The sequence below is a fragment of the Pseudomonas sp. St290 genome, from assembly GCF_018325805.1.
Taxonomy (GTDB): domain Bacteria; phylum Pseudomonadota; class Gammaproteobacteria; order Pseudomonadales; family Pseudomonadaceae; genus Aquipseudomonas; species Aquipseudomonas bijieensis.
In genome coordinates, this window is the sequence record NZ_AP014703.1 from 2,416,920 (window position 1) to 2,431,879 (window position 14,960).

Below are 14,960 nucleotides of genomic sequence, written 5' to 3' on the forward strand. Positions count from 1 at the left end.
TGCGGACTTAGTTGTCGTAGCCCAGGTTCGGCGCCAGCCAGCGCTCCGTCACACTCAAGTCCTGACCTTTACGCGCGGTGTAGCTCTGGACCTGGTCCTTGTCGATCTTGCCCACGGCAAAGTACTGCGCCTGGGGATGGGCGAAATACCAGCCGCTGACCGCTGCCGCCGGGAACATGGCGTAGTGTTCGGTGAGGAATACGCCGCTGCGTCCGGCCTTCAGTTCGCTGGCCTCGGGGTCGAGCAGGCGGAACAGGGTAGCTTTCTCGGTGTGATCCGGGCAGGCCGGGTAGCCGGGGGCAGGGCGGATGCCGGTGTACTGCTCCTTGATCAGCGCCTCGTTGTCCAGGCTCTCGTCCTGGGCATAACCCCAATGCTCCTTGCGCACCTGTTGGTGCAGCCACTCGGCGCAGGCTTCGGCCAGGCGGTCGGCCAGGGCCTTGACCATGATCGAGTTGTAGTCGTCGCCGGCTTCCTGGTAGGCCTTGGCGACTTCTTCGGCGCCGATGCCGGCGGTGGTGATGAAACCGCCGACGTAGTCGGTCACGCCGCTGTCTTTGGGGGCAACGAAGTCAGCCAGGGAGAAGTTCGGCTTGCCGTCGGTCTTGATGATCTGTTGGCGCAGGTGATGCAGGCGCGCCAGTGGCTTGCCATCGTCGCCGTAGACTTCCAGGTCATCGTCATGCACCTGGTTGGCCGGCCAGAAGCCGAACACCGCGCGGGCGCTGATGAGCTTCTCGTCGATCAGCTTGCGCAGCATCGCCCGGGCGTCGGCGTACAGCGCGGTGGCCGCTTCGCCGACCACTTCGTCGGTGAGGATGCGCGGGTATTTGCCGGCCAGGTCCCAGGAAATGAAGAACGGCGTCCAGTCGATGTATTCGGCCAGGACGTTCAGGTCAATGTTGTCCAGCACCTTGGCGCCGGTAAAGGTCGGCTTGACCGGCTGGTAGCTGCTCCAGTCGAACTGCGGCTTCTTGGCCACGGCGGCGGGGTAGCTCAGGCGTTCGGTGCGGGCGCTGCGGTTGGCCGTGCGTTCGCGCACGTCCATGTAGTCCAGGCGGGTCTTCTCGACGAATGCCGGCTTGAGTTCCTTGGACAGCAATTGGGTCGCCACGCCCACGGCGCGGGAGGCGTCGGTGACGTAGATCACTGCGTCGTTGCTGTACTTGGGCTCGATTTTCACCGCCGTGTGGGCCTTGGACGTCGTCGCGCCGCCGATCATCAAGGGCAGGTGGAAGTCCTGGCGCTGCATCTCCCGCGCCACATGCACCATCTCATCCAGGGACGGGGTGATCAGGCCGGACAGGCCGATGATGTCGCACTTCTGCTCCTTGGCTACCTGCAGGATCTTCTCCGCCGGAACCATCACGCCCAGGTCGACGATGTCATAGCCGTTGCAACCGAGCACCACGCCGACGATGTTCTTGCCGATGTCATGGACGTCGCCCTTGACCGTGGCCATGAGGATCTTGCCCTTGGCCTCCGGCTTATCGCCTTTTTCCGCCTCGATGAACGGGATCAGGTGGGCCACGGCCTGCTTCATCACCCGGGCGGACTTGACCACCTGGGGCAGGAACATTTTGCCGGCGCCAAACAGGTCGCCGACGATGTTCATGCCGGCCATCAGCGGGCCTTCGATGACCTCGATCGGCCGGGCGAAAGACAGTCGCGATTCCTCGGTATCTTCAACGATGTGGGTGGTGATGCCCTTGACCAGAGCATGTTCCAGGCGCTTGTTCACCTCCCAGCCGCGCCACTCCTCTGTTTCCGCTTCCTTGACGCTGCCGTCACCCTTGTACTTGTCGGCGATGGCGAGCAGGGCGTCGGTGCCTTCGGGGGTACGGTTGAGGATCACGTCTTCCACGGCGTCGCGCAACTCCACCGGGATCTGGTCGTAGATCTCCAGTTGGCCGGCGTTGACGATGCCCATGGTCAGGCCCGCGCGGATCGCATAGAGCAGGAACACCGAGTGGATCGCCTCGCGCACCGGATTGTTGCCGCGGAACGAGAACGACACGTTGGACACGCCACCGGAGGTCAGCGCGTAGGGCAGTTCGTCGCGGATGTAGGCGCAGGCGTTGATGAAGTCCACGGCATAGTTGTTGTGCTCTTCGATACCGGTGGCGACGGCGAAGATGTTTGGGTCGAAGATGATGTCTTCCGGCGGGAAGCCGACTTCGTTGACCAGGATGTCGTAGGAGCGCTTGCAGATTTCCTTCTTGCGCGCCTCGGTATCGGCCTGGCCGGCTTCGTCGAAGGCCATCACCACCACGGCCGCGCCGTAGCGCTTGCACAGCTTGGCGTGATGGATGAACTGCTCGACGCCTTCCTTCATGCTGATGGAGTTGACGATGCCCTTGCCCTGGATGCACTTGAGGCCGGCCTCGATCACTTCCCATTTCGACGAGTCGATCATGATCGGCACGCGGGAAATGTCCGGTTCGCCGGCAATCAGATTGAGGAAGGTCACCATGGCCTTCTTCGAATCGAGCATGCCCTCGTCCATGTTGATGTCGATCACCTGGGCGCCGGCCTCGACCTGTTGCAGGGCCACTTCCAGGGCTTCGGTGTAGTTGTCCTCGCGGATCAGCCGGGCGAACTTGGCCGAGCCGGTGATGTTGGTCCGCTCGCCGACGTTGACGAACAGCGAACTGCGATCGATGGTGAACGGTTCCAGGCCCGACAGGCGGCAGGCCCGGGGGATCTCCGGAATCTGTCGCGGTGCGTAGCCGGCCACGGCCTTGGCGATGGCTTCGATGTGCGCCGGGGTGGTGCCGCAGCAGCCGCCGACGATGTTCAGGAAGCCGCTCTGGGCGAACTCCTCGATGACTTTGGCGGTCTGGGCGGGTAACTCATCGTATTCACCGAACTCATTGGGCAGGCCGGCGTTCGGGTGGGCCGAGACATGGGTGCCGGCCTTGTTCGACAGCTCTTCGAGGTACGGGCGCAATTCGCTGGCGCCCAGGGCGCAGTTCAAGCCCACGGAGATTGGCTTGGCGTGGGCCACGGAGTTCCAGAACGCTTCGGTGGTCTGCCCGGAGAGGGTGCGGCCGGAGGCGTCGGTGATGGTGCCGGAGATCATGATCGGCAACTCAACGCCCAACTCTTCGTAGACCCCTTGTACGGCGAAAATCGCCGCCTTGGCGTTCAGTGTGTCGAAAATGGTTTCGATCAGGATCAGGTCGCAACCGCCTTCGATCAGGCCCTTGGTGGCCTCGGTGTAGTTCTCCACCAGTTCGTCGAAGGTCACGTTGCGGTAGCCGGGGTTGTTCACGTCCGGCGACAGCGAGCAGGTGCGGCTGGTCGGGCCGAGCACGCCGGCGACGAAGCGCGGTTTGTCCGGGGTTTCCAGGGTCTTGGCGTCGGCCACCTTGCGGGCCAGGCGCGCGCCTTCCAGGTTCAGCTCGTAGGCCAGGCCCTGCATGCCGTAGTCGGCCTGGGACACCTGGGTGGCGTTGAAGGTGTTGGTTTCCAGGATGTCGGCCCCGGCATCCAGGTAGGCTTTTTCAATGGCGCCGATCACATCGGGACGGCTGAGCACCAGCAAATCGTTGTTGCCCTTGACGTCACTCGGCCAGTCGGCAAAACGCTTGCCGCGATAGTCCTGTTCTTCCAGCTTGTAGCTCTGGATCATCGTGCCCATGCCGCCGTCGAGGATCAGGATGCGTTCCTTGAGGGCTTGCTGGAGAAGATAAAGGCGAGCGCTGCGATCGGACATAGGACTACCTGGAAAAAAAGACCATTACGAAGGCCGGGATGATAGCAAACCTGTGCAGGATTTGATCATGATGGGGTTTTGCATGAATATCGCTCATGTTTGCAAGGCGATGCTGGCCCGGTAGAATCGCCGGACTATCTCTTAGGGACCCGAGACATGCCGTACCGCGTCTTATTCGGCAGTCTGTTGCTGCTGTTGTCTATTGCCGCAGCCGCCGGGAGTCCCGCTCCCGCGATCTCCTACACACGCGACATCCAGCCGATCTTCACGGAAAAATGCGTGGCCTGCCATGCCTGCTACGATTCCGCCTGCCAGTTGAACCTGGGCAGCGGCGAAGGCGCGGCACGGGGGGCGAGCAAGCTGTCGGTGTATGACGGCGAGCGCCGTCAGGCTGCCGATCCGACCCGTTTGTTCTATGACGCCTCCGGGCAGCGCGCCTGGCAGCGCAAGGGTTTCTATTCGGTGCTCGACGCCCAAGGCAGCCAGGCGGCCCTGATGGCACGCATGCTGGAGTTGGGCCACCGCACGCCGCTGCAGCCCAACGCCAAGCTGCCGGAAGACATCGTGCTGGGCCTCAATCGGGAAAACAGCTGTGCGCTGCCGGATCAATTCGACGAATACGCAGGCGCCCATCCCAGGGAAGGCATGCCCTTGGCCGTCACCGGCCTGACCGACCAGCAATACCAGACCCTGCAGCGCTGGCTGGCCGCCGGCGCTCCCATCGATCAGCAGGCCCTGGCCCCGAGCGCCGCCGAAGCCTTGCAAGTGGTGCAATGGGAAAACCTGCTCAACGCCCCGGGTGCCCGGGAGAGCCTGGTGGGCCGTTGGCTGTTCGAGCACTGGTTTCTGGCGCATATCTATTTCAAGGACGGCGAACCGGGGCATTTCTTTCAATGGGTGCGTTCGCGCACTCCCACCGGCCAGCCCATCGACCTGATCAACACCCGCCGTCCGAACGACGATCCCGGCACCCGCATCTATTACCGGCTCTGGCCGGTGCAAGGGGTGATCGTGCACAAGACCCACATCACCTATGGCTTGAGCGCGGCGAAGATGGCGCGGATCAAGAGCCTGTTCTACAGCGGCAAATGGCAGGTCAGCGCCTTGCCGGGCTATGGGCCGGAGCGCCGGGCCAATCCGTTTTCCACGTTTGAAGCGATTCCGGCGCAGGCCCGCTACCAGTTCATGCTCGATAACGCCGAGTATTTCGTGCGCACCTTCATTCGCGGACCGGTGTGCCGGGGCCAGATCGCCACGGACGTAATCCGTGACAATTTCTGGGCGCTGTTCCAGGCTCCCGAACATGACCTCTACATCACCGACCCGAACTACCGCGGCCAGGCCACGCCGTTGCTGGCGATGCCCGGGCAGAACGATGACGTGGGCAGCGTCCTCAGCCTGTGGCTCGACTACCGGGACAAACGCAACGAGTACGAAGCCTTGCGCCGCGACAATTACGCCGAGCTTCCGGCGCCGAGCTGGTCGACGCTATGGGCTGGCAATGACAATGCGCTGTTGAGCATTTTCCGGCATTTCGACAGTGCTTCGGTCACCAAGGGGTTGATCGGGGAGGTGCCGCAGACGATGTGGCTGTTCGATTTCCCGTTGCTGGAGCGTACCTATTACCAGTTGGCAGTGAATTTCGATGTGTTCGGCAACGTCTCCCACCAGGCCCAGACCCGCTTGTATTTCGACCTGATCCGCAACGGCGCGGAGCAGAATTTCCTGCGCTTGATGCCGGCCGACTCCCGGGAAGGCTATCTCGACGACTGGTATCAGGCCGGCGGCAAGTTCAAGATGTGGCTCGATTATGAGTCCATCGACGACGACAAGCCGACCGCCCTCAAGCTCGACGAACGCGACCCCAAGCGCGATTTCGCCCAGCAACTGCTGGCCCGTTATGGCGACCTGAATGCGCGGCCCGATCCGATCAACCGTTGCGACGGCGCCTACTGCTCGCGGCCGAACATCGATCCGACGTTGCAAAACGCCGAGCAGGCCCTCAGTCGGCTGGTGTCGCGCCCGGCGGCGGGGCTCAAGGTGATCGACCAACTGCCGGAAGCGACTCTGCTGCGCGTCGAAACCGCCAGCGGCCATCGTGAGGTCTACAGCCTGCTGCGCAACCGTGCCCACAGCAACGTGGCGTTCCTGCTGGGCGAGGAGGCGCGCTACCAGCCGGGGCTGGACACGCTGACGGTCTATCCGGGCGTGCTCAGCAGCTACCCGAACTTCATCTTCAACATCCCGGCCGGGCAAGTGCCGGCGTTCGTCGATGCCATGGAAAACGCCCAGGATGCGCCGGCGTTCGAGCGGATCGTCGAACGCTGGGGGATTCGTCGCAGCCACCCGCAGTTCTGGGACTACTTCCATGATCTGGACCGGTATATCCAGGAAACGGAGCCTCTGGAGGCCGGTGTGCTGGACATGAATCGCTACCAGAACCTCTGATCGGGAGGCCCGGCGACGGAACCCGTCGCCGCTGGCTGCTTTCCCGACAAAAATACTGGGACTTTGTCCGGCGCGTCGATTGGCGTAAACTGCCGGCAAGCCTGCGAGGAGTTCCCATGACCGCTATTACGATTACCGATGCCGCCCACGATTACCTGGCCGACCTGCTGTCCAAGCAGAACACCCCGGGTATCGGGATCCGCATCTTCATCACCCAGCCCGGCACCCAGTACGCTGAGACGTGCATTGCCTACTGCAAGCCGGGGGAAGAGAAAGCCGAAGACACCGCGCTGGGGCTCAAGAGCTTCACCGCGTACATCGACTCGTTCAGCGAAGCGTTCCTGGACGATGCGGTGGTCGATTACGCCACCGACCGCATGGGCGGCCAGTTGACCATCAAGGCGCCGAACGCCAAGGTGCCGATGGTCAATGCCGACAGCCCGGTCAACGAGCGCATCAATTACTACCTGCAAACCGAAATCAACCCGGGGCTGGCCAGCCACGGCGGCCAGGTTTCGCTGATCGACGTGGTGGAAGACGGCATCGCCGTGCTCCAGTTCGGCGGCGGCTGCCAGGGCTGCGGCCAGGCTGACGTGACCTTGAAGGAAGGCATCGAGCGCACCTTGCTCGAGCGCATTCCAGAGCTCAAGGGCGTGCGCGACGTGACCGACCATACGCAGAAAGAAAACGCCTACTACTGATAGGTGTTCGCTGCGGATATAAAAAACGGTGCCCGTGAGCACCGTTTTTTTATGGGCGCAGATCCGACCGCCGCCAATCCCTGTGGGAGCGAGCTTGCTCGCGAAGGCGTCGGCACATTCAACATCGCTGCTGGCTGATCCACCGCTATCGCGAGCAAGCTCGCTCCCACAGGGGATCCCGGTTGGCTCTTGCTGATCGAGTCAGGGCCTGTAGAGATGCGCATGCCCGGCGCGGTACAGCGACGATTCGCTGAACACCTCATTACCCAGCACGCGCCCCACCAGAATCAGCGCCGTACGGCGAAAACCCTTGGCCTGAACCTTCTCGGCGATATCGGCCAGCGTCCCCAGCACCCAATCCTGATCCGGCCAAGTGGCCCGGTGAATCACCGCGATTGGACAATCGGCGCCGTAGTGGGGCAGCAGTTCACTGACGATCTTTTCCAGATGATTGACCCCCAGGTGAATCGCCATGGTCGCCCCGTGCTGCGCCAGGCTGCTGAGTTCTTCCCCGGCGGGCATCGGGCTTTTGTCTGCGTAGCGGGTGAGGATCAGGCTTTGGGAGATGTCCGGCAAGGTCAGTTCGGCGCCCAGCAGGGCGGCGCAGGCTGAGGTCGCGGTGACGCCTGGGATGATTTCGAAAGGGATGTCCAGTTCCCGCAGGCAACGAATCTGCTCACCGATGGCGCCGTACAGGCTCGGATCGCCGGAATGCACCCGGGCCACGTCCTGGCCCTTGAGATGGGCGCTCTTGATCAATTCGATGATCTGTTCCAGGTGCAGCTCGGCGCTGTTGATCACCTGTTCTGCACAATGACCTTCGAGCACGGCCGTCGGCACCAAGGATCCGGCGTAGATGATCACCGCGCAGTTGTGGATCAGTCGTTGGCCTTTGACTGTGATGAGGTCCGGGTCGCCGGGGCCGGCGCCGATGAAGTAAACGGTCATGACCGGCTCCTGTAGAAGGTGGGTGAGCGCTGCCCAGATGAAAATCGCTCATGATCCTGGGGGCGGATTATCGGGATTTACGCCACAACCGCCAATGCCAACGTGCTCTTGGGGCCTTTTTGGCGAGCGATCAGCAGCGTTGCGGACGTCGCGCCCAATTGGTCGGCCAGGGCCAGGGCGGCGCTTTCAGCGATGCCGTAGCAACCGGTCCGCTCGAAGGCGATCTCCGAGCGGTGACTGAGTCGCCCCTGGTAACCGGCCAACTGCTCGGCGCTGAAGCACGTCAGTGGCAGTGCCAGTTGCCCGGCCAGTTCCAGTAGGCCCGGTTCGTCACGCTTGAGGTCGATACTCGCCAGGGCCTGCACTTGATCAAGTGCGATGCCGTGGGCCAGCAACGCCTCATCGAGCAAGGCCCGCAGCGTACTGGCCGGGCAGCCGCGCTGGCAGCCCAGGCCGATCACCAGGATCGGCGCGGTGGTCATGCGTTGTGGTGGGCTTGGCTATCGCGGCGAAACAGCCAGGCGCTGATCAGGCCCAGGGCCAGCCAGAACGCGACGTTGGTCAACTGCGAGGCGATCTTGAACTGGCTCTCAAGCGCTTCGGGCGCCAGCATCGAGTGGACTTCGGGCTGCGGCGCACCAATGACGTGGGGCACCAGCAACGTCGCCACGCCCAGCACCTTGAGCAGCCAATGCCGGCCGAAGGCGATCAAGGCAATGCCCACCGCCGTGGATGCCGCGGTGCCGATCCACCACATCTGCCGCTGGGCCAGATCGGCCGCGGCGGTGCCGGGCAGTTCCGGCGGCAGGCCGAGGGTCGGCGCGAGGACAAAGGTGGCATAACCGGCCAGGCCCCAGAGCAGACCCTGGGAGGTGCGAGTCGGGGCGCGCAAGGTGTACAGGCCCGCCAGCATCAGGGCAAAACCCACCGCGACCACCAGGTTGCCGCCGGTGGTGGACAGCACGCGCTGCCAGCCATCTTCCGGTTCCCAGGCCTCGGCATCATGGGTGTGAGCCACGCCGTCGGCGTGTTCATGGACCTCGGTCGCCGGGGCCTTCTCGAAGGTTTCCGCCTGGAGAATCAGCGGCGATACCCAGAAACTTTGCAGCAGGGTCAGCAGCAGGGCGGCCAGCAAGCCGCTGAAGCCCGCGGTCTGGGCGATACGCTTGATCATGTCGTCAGGTCTCAATGGCACGGGAAGGCGGCGCTGTGGCGAGTGTCGTGGGCGGCGTTGTGCACGGCTTCGATGTGGGAGAAACCGGCGAAATAGACCAGGCCGGCACCCAGGATCGAGGCGAAGATCGCAGCGCTCAGGCGTTGGCTCAGGGTGGTGGTGGTGCTGGCGGTGCGGGCGGTGCTGCTGATAGTCGACATGGCGCTTCCCTCTGTTCTTGTTCAGTGGGTGATTCGAGCGCAATGAAACCCCGGGCGAAAGCCCGCCAAGGTTCGAACAGCGCCCGCCCACCGCGGGTTTGTTGATGCATGAGTCATGGGCCGGTCTCCGGGCTTGCGAGGGGCCGGGCTTGTGCCTGGCCTGCAAGCGTCACCTTCCCATGTCGAAAGACACAGTGGTTCAGACGCTTCGCTCGCTTACCGTTGCGGGGGCAGCACCGGACTGACGTGGCTTTGAAGTAAAGCACACGATTCACCGGTTTCCCGTTTCACCCTGTGAAGGGCACCCAAAACTAGGCGCACAGGAGAGCATGGGCGGGGGCGGGGCGTCAATTGGCAGGGGGTTCCAGATTGACATCGAGTTGAACCCATCGCGAGCAGGCTCGCTCCCACAATGAATTGCGCCGTACACAACATCCGTGTTCAACCAAGATCAACTGTGGGAGCGAGCCTGCTCGCGATGACGGCAGCCCATGCACCGCAGAACGCTCTGGACATTGACCCGCCCCCACACCCTGCGTAGCCTTGCGCCTTCGAGGTTCTTCGGCCTGTGCCGAAGCTAAGAAGGGAACGCGGTCCAAGCCGCGGCTGCCCCCGCAACTGTGAACGGTGCTGTTTCTGCAAGGCCACTGTGCATGCCCATTACAACAGGCGCACGGGAAGGCGCAGCAATCGCCAGTCAATGACTGGCCCGCCGTCAGCCAGGAGACCTGCCTCGACACAGATTCTCACTACAACCGGGCGGGGTGATCCGGTGGCGAAATCTTCCGCGCGTGCCTTGCCTGCGGTTGTCGTCCCGTTTGCCCGCCACTTTGCCAAGGGGCATCGGATGAAAACACTGGCCAAACTTCCCGTCACCATCGTCACCGGTTTCCTCGGCTCGGGCAAAACCACCTTGCTGCGGCACATGCTCGACAACGCCCAGGGCCGCCGCATCGCTGTGATCGTCAACGAGTTCGGCGAGCTGGGCATCGACGGCGAGATCCTCAAGCAGTGCTCCATCGGTTGCACCGAAGAAGAAGCCAACGGCCGCGTTTACGAACTGGCCAACGGCTGCCTGTGCTGCACCGTGCAGGAAGAGTTCTTCCCGGTGATGCGCGAACTTGTGGCCCGGCGCGGCGATCTCGACCACATCCTCATCGAAACCTCCGGCCTGGCCCTGCCCAAGCCGTTGGTCCAGGCCTTTCAATGGCCGGAAATCCGCAGCGCTTGCACCGTCGATGCGGTAATCACGGTGGTCGACAGCCCGGCCGTGGCCGCTGGTACCTTCGCTGCCTTCCCTGACCAGGTCGATGCCCAGCGCAAACTCGATCCGAACCTGGACCACGAATCACCGTTGCACGAGCTGTTCGCCGATCAACTGGCCAGCGCCGACCTGGTGATCCTCAACAAAGCCGACCTGATCAGTCCGGAAGACCTGGCCAAAGTCCGCCTGGAAGTGGCCGAAGAGCTGCCGCCGGCGGTCAAGGTCATCGAAGCCAGCAGCGGTCGCCTGCCGCTGGACGTGTTGATCGGCCTGGGTGCTGGTTCCGAAGAGCACATCGACGGCCGCCACAGCCATCACGACCATCACCACGATGGTGACGATGACGACCATGATCATGACGCCTTCGATTCCATTTCCATCGAGTTGCCCCAGGCCGACGAAAGCCTGTTGCTGGACGCGCTGACGCAACTGGTGGTCCAGCACGGCGTGCTGCGGGTCAAGGGTTTCGCGGCGATCCCGAACAAGCCGATGCGCTTGCTGATCCAAGGCGTTGGTACGCGGTTCGACAAGCATTTCGACCGCCAGTGGGGCGCCGATGAAGCGCGGGTCACCCGGCTGGTGCTGATCGGCCAGGCGCTCGATGCCGCGCTGCTAGAAGCGCAGTTGCGCGCCGCCCTCAGCGCCTAAGCCATGCACCTGCTCAGGACCCAGCCCGGCGGCTTTGTATCGGACGACAACATTGCCGACCTGGGGCAAACCCCCGCTGAACTGGTGATCCTGTGCAGCGGCGACTCCAGCCTGGCGCTGCTGGCCGAGGCGGCCAGGCAATTGCCGGACGATTACCCGGAGTTTCGTCTCGCCAACCCGATACAGGTGCAGAACCACGCCTCGGTGGACCTGTACTTCGAGGATGTACTGCGCCACGCCAAGGTCATCCTGTTGTCGCTGCACGGCGGTATCGGCTATTGGCGCTACGGCATCGAGCGCCTGATGGAGCTGGCCGGGCGTGGGGTGAAGCTGATCCTGGTACCGGGGGACGATCGCCCGGACCCGGAACTCAGCGACCTGAGCAACGTGCCCATCGAGGATCGCGACCGGCTCTGGCAGTTCTTGCGCCAGGGCGGGTTGGGCAATGCCCTGGACCTGTTTCACAACCTGGGCAGCCTATGGTTCGGCCGCGATTATCCGTGGGGGGAACCGCAAACCCTGCCGCGCACGGCGATCTATCACCCCGCAAACACCAACGCCAGCCTCGGCGATTGGCAAGCCGACTGGCAGGCCGATCTACCGGTGGCGGCGGTGCTGTTCTATCGCTCCCACCTGCAAGCGGCTAACACCGCGTTCATCGACGTGTTCTGCCAGCGCCTGCAAGGGGCGGGGCTCAATCCGTTGCCGATTGCCGTGGCCAGCCTCAAGGAACCCGGTTGCCTCGCGCTGGTGGAAGATTGGCTGGATGAGGTCGAAGCCGGCGTGATTCTCAACACCACCGGTTTCGCCCAATCCAGCCCTGAAGCGCCGCACCTGCGGCCGTTTCGCCGCAACATCCCGGTGATCCAGGCGATCTGTGCCCAGGACAACGAACCCGGCTGGCGCGCCAGCGAACAGGGCCTGGGCCCGCGGGACCTGGCGATGCACATTGCCTTGCCGGAGTTGGACGGACGGATCATCAGCCGCCCCATCAGTTTCAAGGACCTGGCCTGGCGCAGCGAGCGCAGCCAGAGCGATGTGGTCTGTTACCGGGCCGTGCCCGAACGTATGGATTTTGTTGCCGAACTGGCCCGGCGCTGGACCACCCTGGCGCGCCTGCCCAACGGTGAAAAGCGCGTGGCGCTGATCCTCGCCAACTACCCGACCCGGGACGGGCGAATCGGCAACGGTGTCGGCCTGGACACCCCGGCGGCGGCGCTGAATATCCTGCGGGCCATGCAGGCCGAGGGTTATCCATTGCCGGGCGAACTGCCAACCAGCGGTACCGCGCTGATCCAGCAATTGCTCGGTGGCGTCAGCAACGACCTGGACAGCCTCGACTTGCGCCCGTGTCACCAGAGCCTGGCCCTCGACGCTTACCAGGCCCTGTTCGAGGCATTGCCCGAGGCCAACCGCCAGGCGGTGCTGGAGCGTTGGGGCTCGCCCGAGCAGGACCCGATGTTCCGCGACGGGCGCCTGATGGTCGCCGGCCTGCGCCTGGGCCTGACCTTTGTCGGCATCCAACCGGCCCGGGGTTATCTGGTCGATCCGAGCGCGGTGTACCACGATCCTGACCTGGTGCCGCCCCACGGCTACCTGGCGTTTTATTTCTGGTTGCGCCACACCTACGGCGTCCACGGGGTTATCCACGTCGGCAAGCACGGCAATCTCGAATGGCTGCCGGGCAAGGGCGTCGGGCTGTCGGAGAGTTGCTGGCCCGATGCATTGTTGGGACCGCTGCCGAATATCTATCCATTCATCGTCAACGACCCGGGTGAGGGCGCCCAGGCCAAGCGTCGTACTCAAGCGGTGATCATCGACCACTTGATGCCGCCGCTGACCCGCGCCGAAACCTACGGTCCATTGCGTAACCTTGAGCTGTTGGCCGACGAATACTACGAAGCGCAATTGCTCGATCCGCGCCGCGCCCGGGAACTGCAACGGGACATCCTGAACCTGGTGCGTGAGACGCACATCGACCGCGAGCTGCAACTCGATGCCGTGCTCGACAGCGATGCCGACGCAGCGATCTGGCTGCCGCGCCTGGACACCTATCTGTGTGATTTGAAGGAATCGCAGATCCGCGATGGCCTGCATATTTTGGGTGAATCGCCCAGCGGACGCCTGCGTATCGACACGCTGCTGGCGTTGCTGCGCATACCCCGTGGCGATGGCAAGGGCGCGCAGTCGAGCCTGCTGCGAGCGCTGGCCAAGGCGTTCGGGCTGGGTTTCGATCCGCTGGATTGTGCCTTGGCCGAGCCCTGGACTGGCGACTGTCCCGAGACGTTGCGCCGGGTCAGCGCCGAGCCTTGGCGCACCGCTGGCGATACCCGAGAGCGCCTGGAGTTGTTCGCTGCGCAGTTGATCGAGCAGGCCCTGGATGGCGCGGTCGAACAATTGAATGTCTCGGGTTGGGAGGCGGTCAGCAGCATCATTGAAAACCTGCGATCCGTCGTGGCCCCACGCCTGGACGCCTGCGGCCCGGCGGAAATGCGCGGCTTGCTCGACGCCCTGGACGGGCGCTTCGTCCCGGCCGGCCCCAGCGGCGCGCCGAGTCGTGGCCGCCTGGATGTGTTGCCCACCGGGCGCAACTTCTTCTCCGTGGACGTGCGTAACCTGCCCACCACCACGGCGTGGCGTATCGGTTTCCAATCGGCGAACCTGATCCTTGAGCGGCACTTGCAGGATCATGGTGACCATTTGCGTCAGCTCGGCCTGTCGGTGTGGGGCACCGCCACCATGCGTACCGGCGGCGATGACATCGCCCAGGCCATGGCGCTGATGGGCGTGCGTCCGGTGTGGGCCACCGGCAGTCAGCGGGTCGATGATTTCGAGATTCTGCCGTTGAGCCTGTTGGACCGACCGCGGGTCGATGTGACGCTGCGGGTGTCAGGTTTTTTTCGTGACGCCTTCGCCAACCTGATCCGCCTGTTCGATGCGGCGGTGCAGGCTGTCGCCGCCCTCGATGAGCCGGACGACATGAACCCCTTGGCGGCCAAGGTGCGTGGCGAGCGCGAAGCCCTGCTGGCCTCGGGGCTCGAACCAGAGGTTGCGGCTCGCCAGGCCGGTTGGCGGATCTTCGGCGCCAAGCCTGGTGCCTATGGCGCGGGCGTGCAGGGCGCGATCGACGGGCGCTTGTGGCAGAGCCGCGAAGACCTGGCCGAGGTGTACCTGAACTGGGGCGGCTACGCCTACGGCACCAGCGATGAAGGCACTGTCGCCCGGGAGCAGTTCTCCCGGCGCTTGAGCCAGGTGCAGGCGGTGTTGCAGAACCAGGACAACCGCGAGCACGACCTGCTCGATTCCAACGATTACTACCAGTTCCAGGGAGGCATGCTGGCCGCGGTGGAGACCCTCGGTGGCGACGTGGCGGCCAGCTACCATGGCGATCACAGCCAGCCGGATTTGCCAAAGATCCGCACCCTGAAGGAAGAACTCAACCGCGTCATCCGCTCCCGCGCGGCGAATCCGAAGTGGATCGACGGCGTGAAGCGTCACGGCTATAAAGGTGCGTTCGAACTGGCGGCGACGGTGGACAACCTGTTCGCGTTCGACGCCACCACGCAATTGATCGACGATCACCAGTACGCCTTGCTGGCCGATGCCTACCTGCTCGACCCGGACACCCGGGATTTCGTCCGCCAGCACAACCCCGATGCCCTGCGGGACATGACCGAGCGCATGCTCGAAGCGCAGCAGCGGGGGATGTGGCAGGAGCCGGGCGAGTATCGCCAGGCGCTGGAGAGTTTGTTGTTGGACATCGAAGAAGAGAACTGACATGAGGATGACAGGCGCGCATTTGTGGCGAGGGAGCTTGCTCCCGCTCGGCTGCGCAGCAGTCGTCATTCTGAAACAGCAC

At 63.7% G+C, this 14,960-nt stretch carries 9 protein-coding genes and 2 riboswitches; of the genes, 4 read left to right on the top strand and 5 right to left on the bottom strand.

Going from position 1 to position 14,960, the window contains the following annotated elements:
• Window positions 1–7: 7 nt before the first annotated feature.
• The gene (gene metH / locus PBDP_RS10670; protein ID WP_109751791.1) at window positions 8–3,718 is read right to left on the bottom strand and encodes a methionine synthase; all 3,711 of its coding nucleotides are present in this window, start codon (window positions 3,716–3,718) and stop codon (window positions 8–10) included.
• Between the two features lie 156 nt (window positions 3,719–3,874).
• Between metH and PBDP_RS10675 the strand changes: the two genes are divergently transcribed.
• Both PBDP_RS10675 and nfuA read left to right on the top strand, forming a co-directional pair.
• Window positions 3,875–6,166 carry a fatty acid cis/trans isomerase gene (locus tag PBDP_RS10675; RefSeq protein WP_109751792.1) on the top strand — a complete coding sequence of 764 codons (2,292 nt, stop codon included), beginning with the start codon at window positions 3,875–3,877 and terminating at the stop codon, window positions 6,164–6,166.
• Window positions 6,167–6,282: 116 nt separating this feature from the next.
• Entirely contained in the window at window positions 6,283–6,867 is a 585-nt protein-coding gene (nfuA, locus tag PBDP_RS10680; protein ID WP_109751793.1) for a Fe-S biogenesis protein NfuA, read from the top strand.
• Window positions 6,868–7,068: 201 nt separating this feature from the next.
• Here the strand turns inward: nfuA and cobM are convergent, their stop codons facing one another.
• The 4 genes from cobM to PBDP_RS10700 form a co-directional block, all read right to left on the bottom strand.
• Window positions 7,069–7,815, bottom strand: a complete 747-nt coding sequence (cobM, locus tag PBDP_RS10685) for a precorrin-4 C(11)-methyltransferase (protein WP_212802209.1) — start codon at window positions 7,813–7,815, stop codon at window positions 7,069–7,071.
• Window positions 7,816–7,892: 77 nt separating this feature from the next.
• Window positions 7,893–8,297 (bottom strand): cobalamin biosynthesis protein, encoded by a 405-nt coding sequence (locus tag PBDP_RS10690; RefSeq protein WP_212802210.1) that lies wholly within the window; start codon window positions 8,295–8,297, stop codon window positions 7,893–7,895.
• Window positions 8,294–8,989 carry a CbtA family protein gene (locus tag PBDP_RS10695; protein WP_212802211.1) on the bottom strand — a complete coding sequence of 232 codons (696 nt, stop codon included), beginning with the start codon at window positions 8,987–8,989 and terminating at the stop codon, window positions 8,294–8,296. Before PBDP_RS10695 ends, PBDP_RS10690 begins: the two co-directional genes overlap by 4 nt.
• Before the next feature lie 11 nt (window positions 8,990–9,000).
• Window positions 9,001–9,189 carry a CbtB domain-containing protein gene (locus tag PBDP_RS10700; RefSeq protein ID WP_212802212.1) on the bottom strand — a complete coding sequence of 63 codons (189 nt, stop codon included), beginning with the start codon at window positions 9,187–9,189 and terminating at the stop codon, window positions 9,001–9,003.
• A gap of 101 nt (window positions 9,190–9,290) precedes the next feature.
• A riboswitch (cobalamin riboswitch) is annotated at window positions 9,291–9,513 on the bottom strand.
• 213 nt (window positions 9,514–9,726) lie between these two features.
• A riboswitch (cobalamin riboswitch) is annotated at window positions 9,727–9,939 on the top strand.
• Window positions 9,940–10,036: 97 nt separating this feature from the next.
• Here PBDP_RS10700 and cobW point away from each other — a divergent pair.
• Both cobW and cobN read left to right on the top strand, forming a co-directional pair.
• Window positions 10,037–11,101 (top strand): cobalamin biosynthesis protein CobW, encoded by a 1,065-nt coding sequence (cobW, locus tag PBDP_RS10705; protein ID WP_109751797.1) that lies wholly within the window; start codon window positions 10,037–10,039, stop codon window positions 11,099–11,101.
• A gap of 3 nt (window positions 11,102–11,104) precedes the next feature.
• Complete coding sequence (gene cobN, locus PBDP_RS10710; protein WP_212802213.1) at window positions 11,105–14,878, top strand: cobaltochelatase subunit CobN; 3,774 nt, start codon at window positions 11,105–11,107, stop codon at window positions 14,876–14,878.
• Window positions 14,879–14,960 lie beyond the last annotated feature (82 nt).

Bases quoted from the DNA above. Each gene is read 5' to 3' on its own strand.
- metH (WP_109751791.1), bottom strand. From the start codon at position 3,718: ATGTCCGATCGCAGCGCTCGCCTTTATCTTCTCCAGCAAGCCCTCAAG.
- PBDP_RS10675 (WP_109751792.1), top strand. From the start codon at position 3,875: ATGCCGTACCGCGTCTTATTCGGCAGTCTGTTGCTGCTGTTGTCTATT.
- nfuA (WP_109751793.1), top strand. From the start codon at position 6,283: ATGACCGCTATTACGATTACCGATGCCGCCCACGATTACCTGGCCGAC.
- cobM (WP_212802209.1), bottom strand. From the start codon at position 7,815: ATGACCGTTTACTTCATCGGCGCCGGCCCCGGCGACCCGGACCTCATC.
- PBDP_RS10690 (WP_212802210.1), bottom strand. From the start codon at position 8,297: ATGACCACCGCGCCGATCCTGGTGATCGGCCTGGGCTGCCAGCGCGGC.
- PBDP_RS10695 (WP_212802211.1), bottom strand. From the start codon at position 8,989: ATGATCAAGCGTATCGCCCAGACCGCGGGCTTCAGCGGCTTGCTGGCC.
- PBDP_RS10700 (WP_212802212.1), bottom strand. From the start codon at position 9,189: ATGTCGACTATCAGCAGCACCGCCCGCACCGCCAGCACCACCACCACC.
- cobW (WP_109751797.1), top strand. From the start codon at position 10,037: ATGAAAACACTGGCCAAACTTCCCGTCACCATCGTCACCGGTTTCCTC.
- cobN (WP_212802213.1), top strand. From the start codon at position 11,105: ATGCACCTGCTCAGGACCCAGCCCGGCGGCTTTGTATCGGACGACAAC.